At 31.4% G+C, this 15,670-nt stretch carries 18 protein-coding genes; 6 read left to right on the plus strand and 12 right to left on the minus strand.

The window, feature by feature from the left end; genetic code table 11:
• Position 1: 1 nt before the first annotated feature.
• From hemW to EAH81_RS24905, 3 genes are all read right to left on the minus strand, one after another.
• Complete coding sequence (gene hemW, locus EAH81_RS24895; protein WP_140511697.1) at positions 2-1,138, minus strand: radical SAM family heme chaperone HemW; 1,137 nt, start codon at positions 1,136-1,138, stop codon at positions 2-4.
• 200 nt (positions 1,139-1,338) lie between these two features.
• Positions 1,339-1,893, minus strand: coding sequence for a crossover junction endodeoxyribonuclease RuvC (gene ruvC, locus EAH81_RS24900; protein ID WP_065449180.1), 555 nt, complete (start codon positions 1,891-1,893; stop codon positions 1,339-1,341).
• Between the two features lie 5 nt (positions 1,894-1,898).
• Positions 1,899-3,569: a WG repeat-containing protein gene (locus tag EAH81_RS24905; protein ID WP_161595856.1), complete on the minus strand. Its 1,671-nt coding sequence runs from the start codon at positions 3,567-3,569 to the stop codon at positions 1,899-1,901.
• 205 nt (positions 3,570-3,774) lie between these two features.
• On the opposite strand from EAH81_RS24905, the gene EAH81_RS24910 reads away from it, so the two are divergent.
• Positions 3,775-4,719 carry a lysylphosphatidylglycerol synthase domain-containing protein gene (locus EAH81_RS24910; RefSeq protein WP_140511699.1) on the plus strand — a complete coding sequence of 315 codons (945 nt, stop codon included), beginning with the start codon at positions 3,775-3,777 and terminating at the stop codon, positions 4,717-4,719.
• Entirely contained in the window at positions 4,716-5,819 is a 1,104-nt protein-coding gene (locus tag EAH81_RS24915) for a glycosyltransferase family 2 protein (protein ID WP_140511700.1), read from the plus strand. The genes EAH81_RS24910 and EAH81_RS24915 overlap by 4 nt, the downstream gene beginning before the upstream one ends.
• Positions 5,820-6,077: 258 nt before the next feature.
• Here the strand turns inward: EAH81_RS24915 and EAH81_RS24920 are convergent, their stop codons facing one another.
• The gene (locus EAH81_RS24920) at positions 6,078-6,563 is read right to left on the minus strand and encodes a hypothetical protein (protein WP_140511701.1); all 486 of its coding nucleotides are present in this window, start codon (positions 6,561-6,563) and stop codon (positions 6,078-6,080) included.
• A 49-nt stretch (positions 6,564-6,612) separates the two neighbouring features.
• Positions 6,613-6,843, minus strand: coding sequence for a hypothetical protein (locus EAH81_RS24925; protein ID WP_140511702.1), 231 nt, complete (start codon positions 6,841-6,843; stop codon positions 6,613-6,615).
• Positions 6,844-7,044: 201 nt separating this feature from the next.
• On the opposite strand from EAH81_RS24925, the gene EAH81_RS24930 reads away from it, so the two are divergent.
• Complete coding sequence (locus EAH81_RS24930; RefSeq protein ID WP_140511703.1) at positions 7,045-7,545, plus strand: DUF456 domain-containing protein; 501 nt, start codon at positions 7,045-7,047, stop codon at positions 7,543-7,545.
• A gap of 271 nt (positions 7,546-7,816) precedes the next feature.
• Positions 7,817-8,422, plus strand: coding sequence for a DUF937 domain-containing protein (locus EAH81_RS24935; RefSeq protein ID WP_140511704.1), 606 nt, complete (start codon positions 7,817-7,819; stop codon positions 8,420-8,422).
• Positions 8,423-8,487: 65 nt separating this feature from the next.
• On the opposite strand, the gene EAH81_RS24940 is transcribed toward EAH81_RS24935, so the two are convergent.
• The 7 genes from EAH81_RS24940 to EAH81_RS24970 form a co-directional block, all read right to left on the minus strand.
• Positions 8,488-9,396 (minus strand): pseudouridine synthase, encoded by a 909-nt coding sequence (locus EAH81_RS24940; RefSeq protein WP_140511705.1) that lies wholly within the window; start codon positions 9,394-9,396, stop codon positions 8,488-8,490.
• 314 nt (positions 9,397-9,710) lie between these two features.
• Complete coding sequence (locus EAH81_RS24945) at positions 9,711-10,667, minus strand: geranylgeranylglycerol-phosphate geranylgeranyltransferase (RefSeq protein ID WP_140511706.1); 957 nt, start codon at positions 10,665-10,667, stop codon at positions 9,711-9,713.
• 63 nt (positions 10,668-10,730) lie between these two features.
• On the minus strand, positions 10,731-11,321 hold the full coding sequence (locus EAH81_RS24950) for a DUF502 domain-containing protein (RefSeq protein WP_140511707.1): 591 nt from the start codon (positions 11,319-11,321) through the stop codon (positions 10,731-10,733).
• Between the two features lie 73 nt (positions 11,322-11,394).
• Positions 11,395-12,333: a mevalonate kinase gene (locus EAH81_RS24955; RefSeq protein ID WP_140511708.1), complete on the minus strand. Its 939-nt coding sequence runs from the start codon at positions 12,331-12,333 to the stop codon at positions 11,395-11,397.
• 2 nt (positions 12,334-12,335) lie between these two features.
• Positions 12,336-12,641: a type II toxin-antitoxin system RelE/ParE family toxin gene (locus tag EAH81_RS24960; protein ID WP_140511743.1), complete on the minus strand. Its 306-nt coding sequence runs from the start codon at positions 12,639-12,641 to the stop codon at positions 12,336-12,338.
• On the minus strand, positions 12,641-12,859 hold the full coding sequence (locus EAH81_RS24965; RefSeq protein WP_140511709.1) for a hypothetical protein: 219 nt from the start codon (positions 12,857-12,859) through the stop codon (positions 12,641-12,643). The genes EAH81_RS24960 and EAH81_RS24965 overlap by 1 nt, the downstream gene beginning before the upstream one ends.
• Positions 12,860-12,889: 30 nt before the next feature.
• Positions 12,890-13,975 carry a diphosphomevalonate/mevalonate 3,5-bisphosphate decarboxylase family protein gene (locus tag EAH81_RS24970; protein WP_140511710.1) on the minus strand — a complete coding sequence of 362 codons (1,086 nt, stop codon included), beginning with the start codon at positions 13,973-13,975 and terminating at the stop codon, positions 12,890-12,892.
• Positions 13,976-14,130: 155 nt separating this feature from the next.
• Here EAH81_RS24970 and EAH81_RS24975 point away from each other — a divergent pair, with 155 nt between their 5' ends.
• Both EAH81_RS24975 and EAH81_RS24980 read left to right on the plus strand, forming a co-directional pair.
• Complete coding sequence (locus tag EAH81_RS24975; RefSeq protein WP_140511744.1) at positions 14,131-14,607, plus strand: TspO/MBR family protein; 477 nt, start codon at positions 14,131-14,133, stop codon at positions 14,605-14,607.
• An 88-nt stretch (positions 14,608-14,695) separates the two neighbouring features.
• A complete protein-coding gene (locus tag EAH81_RS24980) occupies positions 14,696-15,664 on the plus strand; it encodes a tetratricopeptide repeat protein (RefSeq protein ID WP_140511711.1) in 969 nt (322 codons plus the stop codon).
• The last annotated feature ends 6 nt before the right edge of the window (positions 15,665-15,670 follow it).

Here is a 15,670-nt window from a genome sequence, read left to right on the forward strand (position 1 = left end):
TTTATTCTTCCAAATTTAAATAAAATAAATCTGAAGCAATTCCATCCGTTAAAAATTTTCCTTTTGTGGTTGGTTTTAATATATTGTTTTCAATTGAAAGTAAATCATCATCTAAAAATTTCTGGATTTGTTTTTTTAGATAATTCAAATATTCCAAACCAAACTCGGTTTCTATTCTTTCTAGCGAAACACCCCAAATTGTTCTCAAACCCGTCATAATATATTCATTATAACGATCCGACTTTGAGAGAATTTCGGTTTCCATAGGAAGAATATTATCTTGAATTGATTTGAGGTAAAGAGAATTATTGGCGATATTCCAGCCTCTTTTTTCGCCATCATAACTATGTGCCGAAGGGCCAATTCCGATGTATTTTTTACCTAACCAATACGCCGAATTGTTTTTGGAGAAATAGTTCTCTTTCCCGAAATTGGATAATTCGTAATGTATAAAACCATTTTTTTGAAGTGTATCAACCAAAATCATAAAATGGTTCGAAGCGACTTCGTCTTGCGGTTCGGCAATTTTTCCCGTATCGATTAATTTTCTTAAAGTTGTTTTAGGTTCAACAGTCAAAGCATAACTGGAAATATGCGGAATACCAAATGACAACGCTGTTTCAATATTTTTCTTCCACATCTCATCCGTCAATCCCGGGATTCCGTAAATCAAATCAAGCGAAATATTATCAAAATATTTAGTGGCTTCTGTCAAACAATTTATGGCTTCCGCCGAATTATGAGCACGATTCATCATCTTTAAATGTTCTTCATAAAAAGACTGAATTCCAATGCTTAAACGGTTTATTGGACTTTTTGATAATTCAATAATTCGTTCTGTAGATAAATCATCAGGATTTGCTTCGAGCGTAATTTCAGGGTTTTCTACAACTTTATAATTTTTATAAACTTCTGAAATTAAAAAGTTTATTTCTTTATTTGACAATACAGAAGGAGTTCCGCCGCCAAAGTATATTGTTTCTACAACATCATCTTTAAACTCACTTTTGCGCATGATAATTTCTTTGGCTAAAGCCAAAACCATAACGTCTTTCTTTTTCATTGAAGTAGAAAAATGAAAGTCGCAATAATGGCAAGCTTGCTTGCAGAATGGTATGTGAATGTATATTCCGGACATTTTTTTAATTAGATAATTTGTCAATTAGAAAATTAGATAATGTTATCGTTGACTAAATAAGAGAATAGAGAAATTAGAAAAAAATATGCGCAATACGAGAATTATCTAATTGACTAATTATCTCATTGCCTCATTTTTTTAGTATTCAGTCTCAGTTTTTCAGTCTCAGTTTTACTGTAAACTGCCACTGCGACTGAAAACTATTTTTTTACGCGTTCCTCATTTTGTTTCACAAAAGCATCCCAGCCGGTATAACTTTTTCCGGCAACGATTTTTCCAGAGTTGAAAAAGTGGCAAACTGCCGCTGCCAAACCATCTGTTGAATCGAGGTTTTTAGGTAATTCTTTTAAGCCTAAAAGCTGTTGAAGCATTTTGGCAACTTGTTCTTTGCTGGCATTTCCGTTTCCGGTAATCGCCATTTTTATCTTTTTTGGTTCATATTCTGTAATGGGAATATCTCTGGAAAGTCCCGCTGCCATTGCAACGCCTTGCGCGCGACCTAATTTCAGCATCGATTGTACATTTTTACCAAAGAAAGGCGCTTCAATCGCAATTTCGTCTGGATGATGTGTTTCGATTAACTCGATCGTACGTTCAAAAATGATCTTTAGTTTTTGGTAATGATTGTCGTATTTGGAAAGTTGCAATTCGTTCAATTGCAAAAATTCCATTTTTTTATTGATGACCTTAATCAATCCAAAACCCATAATCGTCGTTCCGGGGTCAATACCTAATATGATGCGTTCTTTTGTCAATTTCTTTAATTTAAATAAGAGAATTTATCTTCCACTTCTTTCTTAGAGAGATTCGCTTTAATTATTTTGTTTTTATTGTCTACAATGAAATACTTTCCGTTTTTTAAAACATAAAATTCATTTGCGTTCCTATCTGGTACAAAGGCTAAATCGCTGTATATTTTTTCATATTCAAAAGGAATTACATTTTTATTATGAATGGTTACGACGCCATATTTGCCATTTTTAGAGAGAATAATTGTGTTGTCATCGTTGTAAAATAAAGAATCGTAGATAGCCGGAATGACAATTTTCCCTTCTTTAGTTATCAAGCCATTTTTATTGTTTTTGATTACAAAGTGATAATTCGAACCAGGACCATATTCTACCCAATTTGACATTTCACTATACTCAAAAGGAATAATTGTTCGTCCTAATCTGTCTATAACACCATATTTATTATCTTTTTTTGCAATAAAACGATTTTTATCATAAAAACAAGGTGACAAATCCTGATAGTCAAATTTTAGAATTGATTTTAGATTTTTATCAATAATTCCAACAGTGTTATTCTTATTTATAATATAATAGTCTAAATCCTTCCATGTCGTTATTGATTCACATTCAATAGGATAAACAATTTTATTATCAGAGTTGACTAAGCCAAATTTCTTTTTGAGTTTAACTATTGTATTTACTGTTCCGTTAAAATCCTGAATTTCATCATAAATAAAAGGAATTATTACTTTTCCTTCACCATCAACTACACCGCATTGGTTTTTTAAATTCCGAATGATATAAACCCTTTTAACTGTATTTCCCAGACGACTAAAATCAAAAGTATAACCTTTTATTTTATCGTAAATTTTGTTTCCATGTTTATCCAGTAAAGTGATATAATTTTTATTCTTTCCTTCAAAGATTTCAGATTCATGATAATCTTCTTCGGGATGTTCCAAAGTGTCATATTCAGGTTTAAGGATTTCTTTTCCAAATTCATTTATGATCCCATATTTATGATTTTTAGAAATAATTGCAATTCTATTTTGATTGAATTTTTCTCCTGAGTCATATTTTCCAAAAGGAATTGCTTCTTTTAAATTTTTATCTAAATATCCGGTTTGATCATTTTTTCGAACTAAAATTAATCCATTTTTCCAAAAAGTATCTCCCTCTATTCCTTTTAAATTAATATCGGTTAAAGCAATTTCATCGTATATAAAATCTGTTTTTTGTTTTCCAAAAGAATCATAGAAAGCCCATTTTTGATTTTTACACAAAATGACCAGACTGTCAAAAGTGGTATTGTGTGCATTTTGATAAATTATCGGAATTATTTCTTTCCCTTTTTTATTAATAAAACCTTGGAGATTTCTCTTTTTAACTAGTGCCAATCCTGTTTTTTGAAAATAACTCTCGTTGTCAAATTGAGTTGGAATTATAATTTCGCCATTTCTGTTAATATATCCGTATTTGTTGTTTTTCTTTGCAAAAGCTAGTTCTTCAGAAAAAATACCTAAAGCATCATACTCAAAAGGGATAACTATATTTTCATGAATGTCAATATAACCATATTTAGTGCCTTTTTGTGCATAAATCATTCCTTTCTCATCAATTAGATTTAGAAATTTATATTTTCCTAAAGGGATAATAGAATTCCCTTTCTCATCATTATATCCCCAGGAATTTTCCCCCATGATTCTGATGTACAGTTTTGGTGAGTCAGTGTTAATCTTATTGCAAGCAGCCATCAGCAAAAGTAGAAAGTACAATATGATGCGTTCTTTTGTCAAAGTTTTTGTTTCAAGTTTGAGGTTTCAAGTTTAGAAAATTAACTCATTTTCTAATTTTCTAATTGGCACATTTTCATTGCCACATTTTGAAATTGATTACTTTTGCGGCATGATTTCAATTCCTCACAAAGCTAAACAATTCCTAGTTCTTCTGGTCAAACTTTTGATTGTAGGTGGTGCATTTTATTTTATTTATGATCAATTGGCGCACAACGACAAACTTGATTGGCAAAAGTTCCTCACATTGTTTCGTAAAAATCAATCGGTTTTAGGGATTGGGTTTATATTGCTTTTGAGTGTTTTGAACCGTTATTTTGAGATTTTGAAATGGCAGAATCTGGCTAAAGTTATTCATGAAATTTCTTTAGGCGAAGCTACAAAACAAGTTCTGGCAGCACTTACAGCGGGAATCTTCACGCCAAACGGAGTAGGCGAGTATGCTGGAAAAGCATTGTATTATCCCAAATCTGAAGCTAAAAAAGTGGTTTTCCTAAACTTAATCTGCAACGGAATCCAGATGATTCTAACAGTGATTTTCGGAATTTTCGGATTGTTGTATTTCAATGCGCAACATGAAGTAATAACGGCACAAACGGTTACAATTTTATTCGGAGTTTTTGTGTTGCTTTTTGTTATTTTATTCTCTTTAAAGAAGATAAAAATCAAAGGATATTCAATCGAAAAATTGTTGCATAAGATCAATGAGATTTCAAAACCAATTCATCGTAAAAATATTCTTTTAGGGACTTTACGTTATTTGGTTTTCTCACATCAATATTATTTTTTGTTTTTGGCTTTTGATGTTGATTTACCTTATTTTACTTTGATTGCTACGATTGCAGTAGTTTACTTTTTAGCGTCATCATTACCTACTTTCCAGTTTTTGGACTTTGCCGTAAAAGGAAGTGTTGCCATTTATTTCTTCGGAAAGTTAGGCGTAAACGAATGGATTGTGGTTTTTATAAGCACTTTAATGTGGTTTCTAAATGTGGTTTTACCAGTAATTATAGGGGCTTATTATGTGCTGAATTTTAAAACGAAAACAGTAGAATGATTTTGGTTTTATTTCTCATATTGATCCTTTATATCTTTAGTATTTCTTTACTTATTTATGGTTTTGCCAAAGTCAAAAAATATCAGATAATAGACTTAAAACCTCAAACAAGTTTTACCATTATAGTTCCGTTCCGAAATGAAGCGGAGAATTTACCAAACCTTTTGAAGAGTTTCTCACAACTCAATTATCCGGATGATTTGTTCGAAGTGATTTTGGTTGATGACAATTCTAGTGAAAAATTCCAAATTTTAAATTCCAAATTCCAAATTTCGATAATAGATAATATTCGGGTTTCGAATTCTCCTAAAAAAGACGCTATTTCAACAGCAATGCAACAGGTAAAAAACAATTGGGTAATTACAACAGATGCAGATTGTGTTGTGCCTGAAAATTGGCTTTTAGCGTTTGATAATTATATTCAGCAAAATGCTGTTTCGATGCTTGCCGGTGCAGTTACTTATGAATGTGAGAATTCTTTTTTGCATCATTTTCAGCAATTAGATTTAACAAGCTTACAAGGCGCAACAATTGGTAGTTTTGGGCTTAAAAAAGCTTTTATGTGTAATGGAGCCAATTTTGCTTACACAAAATCATTGTTCGAAAAACTAAACGGATTTGATGGAAATAATAAAATTGCCAGCGGCGATGATGTTTTTCTATTGCAAAAAGCAGCTAATTTATTTTCTGATGAAGTTCATTATCTAAAATCTGATGAAGCAATTGTTGTGACAAAACCAACTGAAAACTGGAAATCTTTGTTTTATCAGCGAGTCCGTTGGGCGGCAAAAACAAGTTTGTATCAAAGTGGTTTCGGAAAAATTTTAGGTATAATTGTCTTCTTTGGGAACCTGAGTTTTGTTGTTGGTTTTTTCTTTTTAGTTTCCAATATTTTACCTTATCCATTTTTCGTTTTGTTTGCTTTTTTAAAATTTACAGTTGATTTTGTTTTACTTTATATTACAAATCGATTTTTGACTAAAACGAGAATTAAGAGTTTGCTTTTAAGTAGTTTGCTTTATCCTTTTTTCAGTTCGGCCGTGGCTTTATACAGTTTGTTTGGTTCTTATGAATGGAAGGGGAGAAGGTTTAAGATCTAAATTCTAAATTTTTAAGTCCTAAAATATTAGGAACGTTAATATGTTACGCGGATGACGCTGATTTGCCTTGCAAAGACACAGATTTAAGCGAATTTTTTCCATTGTTTTTCTTTACAATCTACTATTCTCAGGGTGACATAAAATGAGAATAATAATCTGCGTAAATCCGTTAAATCCTTAAAATCTGCGTGCCATAAAAACAACAATTGACAGGGTAATTTAAATGAACTTATATCACTTAAATGGTAAAAAAAACTACTATTCTTTACCTTTTGCTTTAAGTATAACTGGTAAAATAAATTGCGTTTTTACGGGAAGTCCGCGTTTAAGAGCAGGATTTATTTTTGGAAAATCTACCAAACGAGCATGCAAAATACTGTCGATTTTGATCGTGTCATATGCAACAGAATCTTTAGGAAATTGCGGTTCGAATTTCATGGTTGCATTTGGGAAAACGGTTACTTTTACTTCGATTGTATCCAATTCCGGATATAATATTGAAAGGGTATCAATGTCTAATTTCTCCTGAATAAGTTGCGACATTACAGAAAAAAAACATTGCTGACGTTGCTTTTTGTCGGCGATTTTTTCACAATTGGCAACGGATGGATATTCATCAACTTCTTTCCAGTTGATTGTTTTTAGTTCTTTTTGAAGTAATTCTTTTTCAGACGGAACCTGCTTATCAATATATTGACAAGAATGAAAGGCCAAAAAAGCTAAAAAAAGGAAAGACTGCTTCAAGATTATGAATTTGAATTGGGTAAACTAAATTATTGGTATAAAAATACGATTATTTTTTTTGAGAAGCTTTGAATTCTAAATATTCTTCATAGCTTTCTGAGAGCCATTGCTCTTTATTTTTTGCTGCAACTTCCTTTTGCTCAGGATATAATTTTGCAAGGCGATCAGAAAAAGTGGCAATTTGAACTGTATAGTTATAAAACTCCGTCTTTGTTAAAACAATATTTGGATCATTTTTGCGCTTAAAATATTCAAAGAAAAGTACATCAAATTCTTTCATAGAGAAATTTAGTACTTTTTTCTTATTACTTTTATAAATACTGTCTTGTAATAATTGATCGTCGATCGAAAGTTTTTTAGATTGCGCGTGCATTGTATCACTGATCTGGAAGGTCAGGAATAAAAAGAATATAAGTTTAAAAAAAACTACACATTTACTAGCTTTACTAAATGATTTGTAGGTACAAATTTACAAAAATATATGGATCTATTACTGTTTACGCTTGGTTTTGTATGTATGATTATTGGTGTTTTTGGTAGTTTTCTTCCGGTTTTACCTGGTTTGTCCAGTTGTTGGGTAGGTTTATTGTTGTTGTATTTAACGAAAGCGGTAGAGAATAATTACTGGATTTTGGGCATCACACTTTTGCTGACTATAATTATTACCGTTCTTGATTATGTAATTCCAGCCAAAGGAACTAAGAAATTTGGTGGAAGTTCGTACGGAATTTGGGGAACCAATATTGGTTTAATAATTGGTATTTTGGCACCTATACCTTTTGGAGTTATAATTGGTCCTTTTCTTGGAGCATTTGTTGGGGAGCTAATTTACGATTCAAAAAATCATAAACGCGCGTTAAAAGCTGCAACGGGATCGCTACTTGGTTTTTTGGCTTCAAGTTTTATTAATTTCCTTTTCTGCATCATTTATTTGGGTATTTTTCTGAGTATAACATGGAAATATCGAACAATATTATTTTAATTGTGTAACATACATTTAAGCTTTTTCTTATGTTTTTAAAATTTTAGGAAAACAATGAAAATTTTACGAAAAAACTTTTTTGTATCTTTTGATAACTAAGGGGTTATGTTTACTGGTAATTTTAGATTTTCACCTTTAACAACTGTTAATTTCGTTGTTATTATTTTAACTTCTTTTTTGGAAATGTTAAAATATTTTATATTTTTATCCTGATAAACGATAAAAAGCCTCACTTTATCGGTTATTTTGAACTAATTTAAATAGTAAATTTATGACTCCAAACCTACAAATTGAACTTAGACGTTTTATTTCTTCTAATGTTGTCTCAAAATTGAATAAATTTTATTTTGAAAATGATGCTCTTTTAATCAAGGGAATTGATGTTTCAATAGGAACAATTTTAATGGGATTGTATAATAGGGCGGAGGAGTCGGGTTTTTACAAAGAAATTACTTCATTAATAACAGACGATTCAACATTTTATCAGGAAGTTGATTTTACTTCCGGAAGGATTTTATCAGTCGATGACTGTTACAGGTTAGAAGGAAACGCAATACTAAAAGAAATTTTTACCACAAAAAAAGGCAGAATTTCTGAAATGATTTCTAACGAAGTCGGAATCAAAAGCGAAACGGCAAGAGAAATCCTTAACTTCTCAGCACTACTGGTCGTTTCTTACTTAAAGAACAATATCCAATTATTAGACAGTTTAAAATTATTGCTTGAAGAGCAAAAACGAGATATTTTAAACAGCATTCATCCCGGAATCAAAATTATATTAGGTTTCTCTTGTTATGAATCATCAGTCGAAGATAAAAACCAATCCATCGGAAGATCAATTTTCACACTTTTCGGTCATAACTTTTTCAGTTTTTAGATAAAAAAAATCCTATCTTACAAAAGTAAAACAGGATTTATATTTAAGTCTGATTTGAAGTGTTTTTAAACGTTCTTCAAATTGATAATTTCTTGCTCGGTCAAAAAGCGCCAGTTACCTCTAGGTAAATTCTTTTTGGTCAAACCAGCAAATGATACACGGTCTATACGTAAAACATCGTATTCAAAGTTTTCGAAAATTGCACGAACAACTTTTACATTCGATGAGCGTAATTTAAGACCTACCTCGCTTTTTGCTTCTTTTTCAATATAACTTATTTCTTCAACAAAAACGCGGTGTCCGTCAAGAACTAAACCTTTACTAATTTTTTCAAGATCCTCAAATTTCAAGTTTTTATCTAACGAAACCTGATAGATTTTTGACGATTTCTGACTTGGTAAAGTAAACTTACGAATCATATCAGTATCATTCGTAAACAATAATAAACCAGTAGTGTTTTTGTCCATTCTGCCAATCGGAGCAATTTTTGCCGTTGTAGAACCACGAACAAGTTCCAGAACGTTACGGTATTCCTGACCTTCGTCAAGAGCAGTCGTAAAGTTTTTTGGTTTGTTCAACAAGATATATTCTTTCTTTTCAGGAGTCAAAACAACACCATCAAAGTTCACAACATCATTCAATTTTACTAAATAACCCATTTCAGTTACCGGAACGCCATTTACTTTTACGTTTCCAGACTGAATGTATATATCGGCATCACGACGTGAACAAACACCAGAATTAGAGATGTATTTGTTCAAACGAATTTCGTCTGCGGCTTTTTGTCTTTTTGGAGCCTGATTCTGTTTTTTGATTTTTTCAGCCTTTTCTTCTTCGGCAGCCTTAACAGCAGGTTTCACTTTTTTTGGCCCTTGAGCGCGCTTCGCCATAGGAGGTTTTGGCTTGTTAGAGTTTGGCCTAGAGCTATTTGGTCTAGATCCGCCTCTTTTATTATTGCCTTCCTTATTGTTCATAAATTCTGTAATTTGTGCAAAGATAGTTTATTCTTGCTAAATAATCCTAAGTTCATTGTTCTTAGATTAATAGCTATTAATTTTTGAGGTTATAGAAGCATCATAATTGGCTTTTTTTCAGACATAATTTCCCGCTTTCGGCTTTATCTTGTTCCGTAAACTACACAAGGATATCACCTCTATCGGGGCTAGATTCAAACAATTGGCTTTTTTTAAATATTTCGAGAAAAAAATATTAAATACTGAGATTCACAAAATTTAGAAGTAAAAAATCTGCAAGAATCTGCCTAAATCTTTGTCATCTGCGTGCAATCTTAAACCTTTAAAAGTAAATTTTTGCCGTGCCATAAAACACTTGGATTAATCAGGACGATGCAAAAAACGCCCGAAACAATAAGAAATTTCAAAACATTATGAAGTATTAAATATTGTTCCTTCGAATTTGATTTCCATAAATAAAGCAAGAAAAACAAAAGAAAAATAAAACAAACATAAAAGTAAATATCCATATAACCCACATCATAAATGTCGATTAAGATATAAACCGGAATCACCGTTAAGAATGTTAGAATCGTAATTATTTGCTTAGAAACCGTTTCGTTATAACGAATGGGAATTGTTTTGTAATCATTGGCTAAATCTCCTTTTAAGTTTTCTAAATCCTTTATCATTTCCCGAATCAGCAATAATAAAAACAAGAAAACTGCATGTGCCGAAATAACTGCAAAATGACTCATATGATCTTCAATTTCTTCAAACGAAATCTTGTTGTAGAAATACAACAGAATCGCAAAAAAAGGCAAAACTGCCAGAAATGCAGCAGTTAGATTGCCAACAATTGGATATTTTTTTATTTTATGAGAGTAAAACCAAATCAGAAAAATATAAGCCGAAAAAAACAAAAATGCACGCCAGGAAACAATCAAGGCCATTAATGCTGCAATGAAATTAAGCGTAAAATAAACCGAAAGTTTTGTTTTCTGACTTACCAATCGATCCAGCATCGATTTGTTTGGACGATTTATTAAATCTTTCTGGCTGTCGTAAAAATTATTAATAATATATCCAGAAGCAATTGTAATAGCCGATGCAAAGACAATCAAAAATAAATTGAAATCGAGTAAAATATCGAGGGCCCTTTTTTCAGGAGCCAATATAAAAATGGCTGATAAATATTGTGCCAAAACAATAATCGGAATGTTGTAACCTCTTACCACAGAGAACAAACTGACAATTTTCATCACTAAAAGTTTGTGCTGTCTGCTTAACATTTTTTAATTATAATTTTTGAAGTTGAGGCGAAATTTAAGGTTTTTTGTTGAAGGAACCTCAAATTAAAGTTTATTTTTTAGTAATTCCTTAGCGCCAAAGCCTAATTTGCGGATACAAGCCAAAGCTTGTTTTTGAGTCATACCAACTTCTTTGATGTCTTTTTTCTCTACAAAAACAACAGAACCACTCCAGGGATTTGGAGCATCCGGAATAAAGACAGAAAAATTATTCTCGTTTATTTGTTCTATCAAAAAAGCAAATTGTAAGCCTGCATCTGTCGGAACCAGAACAACTTTTAAATCTTCATTAGATTCAAAACCCATTATATTTTCATTCGTTTTTTTCATGAATGAATAACCGGGAACAAAACTCAAAACTCCGTCTTCTAATTTTTGAACCAGTTTTTGAGCCTTAGCTGTTCTTGCTAATATACCCGCTGTAAGACAAAGGATAATTATAATTAATATGCCTATAATATCTTGAAAAGCAAGTCCTAAGATGCTTACACGTGGTAAAATACTAACAATTGGATGTGTGATTTTTTGAACGATAGCCAAGCCTTTTTCCAGAAGAACCAGTAATAAAATTAAGGGAGCTAAAAAAAATATTCCTCCTAAAAAAGTTGCTTTGATAATCTGTAAAATACTTTTCATATTCAATAACTTTTTAGGATTAAGATTTCAGGAAAATGTATTCAAATAACCAATTTTTAGAAAGGTTTTAAACTTAGAACTGATAAACTACTTCTAATTTATAGTCTTTCAAAGAAGCTTTAGCACGTTCTAAATCCTCAGTAAAACCAAGAATATATCCACCACCGCCAGAACCACAAAGTTTTAAGTAATAATCGTTTGTATCAATTCCGTTTTGCCAGATTCCATGAAATTGCTCTGGAATCATAGGTTTAAAGTTATTTAAAACGACTTTCGAAAGCTTTTTAGTATTTGTAAACAACGATTTCATGTCACCATGTAAAAAGTTCTCGACACAAGCATCCGTATATTTTACAAACTGATTTTTAAGCATTGCACGGAAACCTTTATCTTTTAGGTTTTCCATAAAGATGTTTACCATTGGAGCCGTTTCTCCAACAATTCCTGAATCTAATAAAAACACAGCGCCTTTTCCGTCAAAACTTTGAGTGGGAATACCTGTTGCTTCAATATTATCTTTAGAATTGATTAGAATCGGAATACTCAAATAACTGTTTAAAGGATCTAAACCAGAACTTTTTCCGTGGAAAAAACTCTCCATTTGAGCAAATATATTTTTTAATTGTAACAGTTTCTCGCGAGTTAAATTCTCTAAAACTGTAATTTTATGTGTAGCATATTTGTCATAAATTGCAGCAACAAGAGCGCCACTACTACCAACTCCGTATCCTTGCGGAATACTTGAGTCAAAATACATTCCGGTTTCAACATCATTTCTTAAAGCTTTCAAGTCAAAAGCAACCAATTCCGGTTGTTCTGTTTGTAAAGTTTCAAGGTAAGATGCAAAACGTTTTAAACTTGCATTTGATGCTATTGCTTCTGTCGAAGGATCTTCGATTTTCTTCAACGCACCATTGTAAAAATTATAAGGAATAGAAAGTCCCTTAGAGTCGCGGATGATTCCGTATTCTCCAAAGAGTAATATTTTTGAGTAAAATAATGGTCCTTTCATATTTATTTAATGTCTTTCTTTATTTTATTTGGGTCTTGTCGTGTGTCAAAAAATGTAATTATTTCGACTCTTTTTGTATTGAATTTATAATATATTGTTGTTTGTTTTGACACGACGCATTTGTGATAGTTTTTATTTAGTTCCGATTTAGGAAAAATTTCAGGATATATTTGTATTAGATAAATTACTTTGTCCAGATTTGATATAAATTTGTTTTTTACTTTTTTTGACCATTTAATTTCTAGGTACTCAAATAATTCAAATAAACTTTTTTCTGCATTTTTTGAAAAGATTATTGTTCTTTTGATTAACGATACTTTTTCATCATATCTTCATACAAAACAAATTCACCTCTTTCAATTTGTCTTTCACCTTCTTTAATTTCCTCTTTTTGCGCCTCAGTTAAATCATCCCACCAATCTTTTTTCTTTTTGGTTAACAATTTTTTGACCGCTAAAATGATTGAAAGGTCATCTGTTCCTTCCAGAATATCTATCACTTCACGTTTTTCTAATTGAATGTCCATAACCTAAAAATTTAATTAAAGATACGAAAATTATCTCTCCATCGCACCATCTCCAATATGGTCACAAATGTACTGACCATTCTGACAAAATACAACTAATTCGCTTTGAATAAATTGTAATACTTTTTCGCTAACGTTTTCGGGATATAAAACATGCACATTTGCTCCGGCATCAAGGGTAAAACAAACCGGAATTTGCGTTTCATTTCTGAATTTCCAAATAGCATTTATGATCTGTAAAGTATTTGGTTTCATTAAAATAAAATACGGCATTGAGGTCATCATCATGGCGTGCAAAGTCAAGGCTTCACTTTCGACCACTTTAATGAATTCGTCTAAATTTCCACTTTCAAAAATGGTAATTAACTGATCCAGATTTTCATGTGCCTGAGCAAAACGTCTTTCTGCATAGGGATGATTGTGCATTAAATCATGTCCAACAGTACTTGAGACTTGTTTTTCGCCTTTGTCAACTAGTAAAATCGTATCCTGATAATTCTTGAAATTTTCATGAATTGTATATGGAAATTCAACTCCAAATAAATCTGAACTTCCTGCAATGTTTGCTTGACTTCCCCAAACAACAACATTTCCTTTTACACTTCTACAAGCACTTCCGGAACCTAGACGCGCAAGAAAAGATGCTTTTTGATAAAAATATTCGTCCGTCATTTCGGGGTTTAAAACTTTCTCTAAACTCATGAAATTCATTGCCAAAGCTGCCATTCCTGAAGCCGAAGAAGCAATTCCGGAACTGTGTGGAAACGTATTCTGAGTGTCAATCGTAAAATGATAGTCTTTCAAAAAAGGTAGATAAACTTCAATTCGCTCTAAAAACTTCTGAATTTTTGGTTTAAAATCTTCCTTTGGTTTTCCTTCAAATAATAAATCAAACGAAAAATTTGTCTCAGAACTGGTTCTTTTCTCAAATCCTAACTTGGTAATCGTTTTGCAATTATTAAGCGTAAAACTCACCGAAGGATTTGCCGGAATTTGATTGTCTTTTTTCCCCCAATATTTGACTAATGCAATATTGCTGGGAGCGCTCCACTCAAAATTTCCATTTTCGATGGTTGAAGTATATTTTTTAGGAATAAAATCAGTTGTTGTAAACATGAAATATAAAATTTTGGCAAAGATAGTTTTTAAAATATTTCACCATATAAGTTATATAAGAAAATATAAGTTTGGCTCTGACTAAAATGAACTTACATGACTTATATGGTTTAACCTTTCTTTTTGATTATTTTTGAAAAAAAAAGATCATGAAATTGAATAAGATAGCCAAAATTGCAATTGCTCTAATCGTTTGTTTAGCAGTAGGATATTCTGCAAGCACTGTTACAAGACCAAGTGTTGAAACGTGGTATCCAACGATTATAAAACCAAGTTTTAATCCGCCAAATTGGATTTTTATGCCGGTTTGGACCCTACTTTATGTTTTTATGGCTGTTGCGGCAGGATTAGTTTGGGACAAAATAAAAGAACAAAACGAAGAGGTAAAAAAAGCATTAGGTTTCTTTTTGATTCAATTGACGCTGAATGCGATTTGGTCGTATTTATTCTTCGGATTAAAAAACCCGATGTTGGCTCTGGTCGAAATTGCACTTTTATGGTTGATGATTTATGAAACTTATTTCAAATTTAATAAAATCAATAAAATCGCCGGATATTTACTGATTCCGTATATGGCTTGGGTTGCTTTTGCCGGGATTTTGAATGCCAGTATTTGGTGGTTGAATAGATAGAATTTTTGTTTCAGGTTTGCTTCGCCAATTCGGCTAAAGCCTCGTGTCAGGTTTTCTTTGTTTCAGGTTAATCAATACGTTTTACTTTATGAATAGATTTAAGGTTTTTTTTGTTGTTGTGTTGGTTTTGTTTTCGTTTAAGAGTTTTGCTTGTTTGAATGGGGATACAAAGCTTTTGAAAAATGGAGTTGTACTTTATTATGATGAACACAAATCAATTCCTATTGGACATACGTTTAATGTAGAAAATTTTCCAAAACTAATTCAAGATCTCGAATATCAATACAAAAAAACGAATGATATTGATTATTTGTCTGATAAAGGATATGTATTAATTATAAGCGGAAAATATCAGGAAGCTTTAAAATTATATTTAGAAATTGAAAAATTAAAACCAAACAGATATTCTACAGCTTCAAACCTTGGAACTCTTTACGAATTAATGGGTGAAAATCAAAAAGCGTATGATTGGATTAAAAAATCTATCAAACTAAATCCAGAATCTCATAAAGGTTCAGAATGGCTTCATTTGAAAATATTAGAAGCAAAAATTAAGAATCTGAAAGACGTTTCAGGAGCGTTTTTAATAAATACTTCTTTTGGTTCAGAAACAATTCCTAAAACAAAATTATCTAAAAAAGAGTTAGAAGAATTAGAACATGCGTTGTATTATCAATTAAACGAACGTGTTACTTTTATAAAACCAAAAGATCAAATAATTTCTGTTTTACTTTTTGAGCTAGGCAATATAGCATTGCTAAATAAAGATTATCTCTCTACTTCTGATATCTATCAATTTTCAAAGAAATATGGGTTTCAAAATGAATTGATAAACAATAGAATAGTTCTCTGTTATGAGAATTGGTTGCGATACTACGGAAATGAAAATGAAAAACTTCTTATGGAAAAAGGTGGTTCATTTAGATTAGAAGGACATCAAATAGATACTGTTGTTATTAGTTTGATTATTGTTTCAGTTCTTTTTCTGGGCTTATTAATTTATTGCATTTTCCTTTTTAGAAAATTAAAAAAGATTGCCTTAGTTTCAAACCCTTAATTAGTA

This window comes from Flavobacterium pectinovorum (assembly GCF_006438875.1).
GTDB lineage: Bacteria > Bacteroidota > Bacteroidia > Flavobacteriales > Flavobacteriaceae > Flavobacterium > Flavobacterium pectinovorum_A.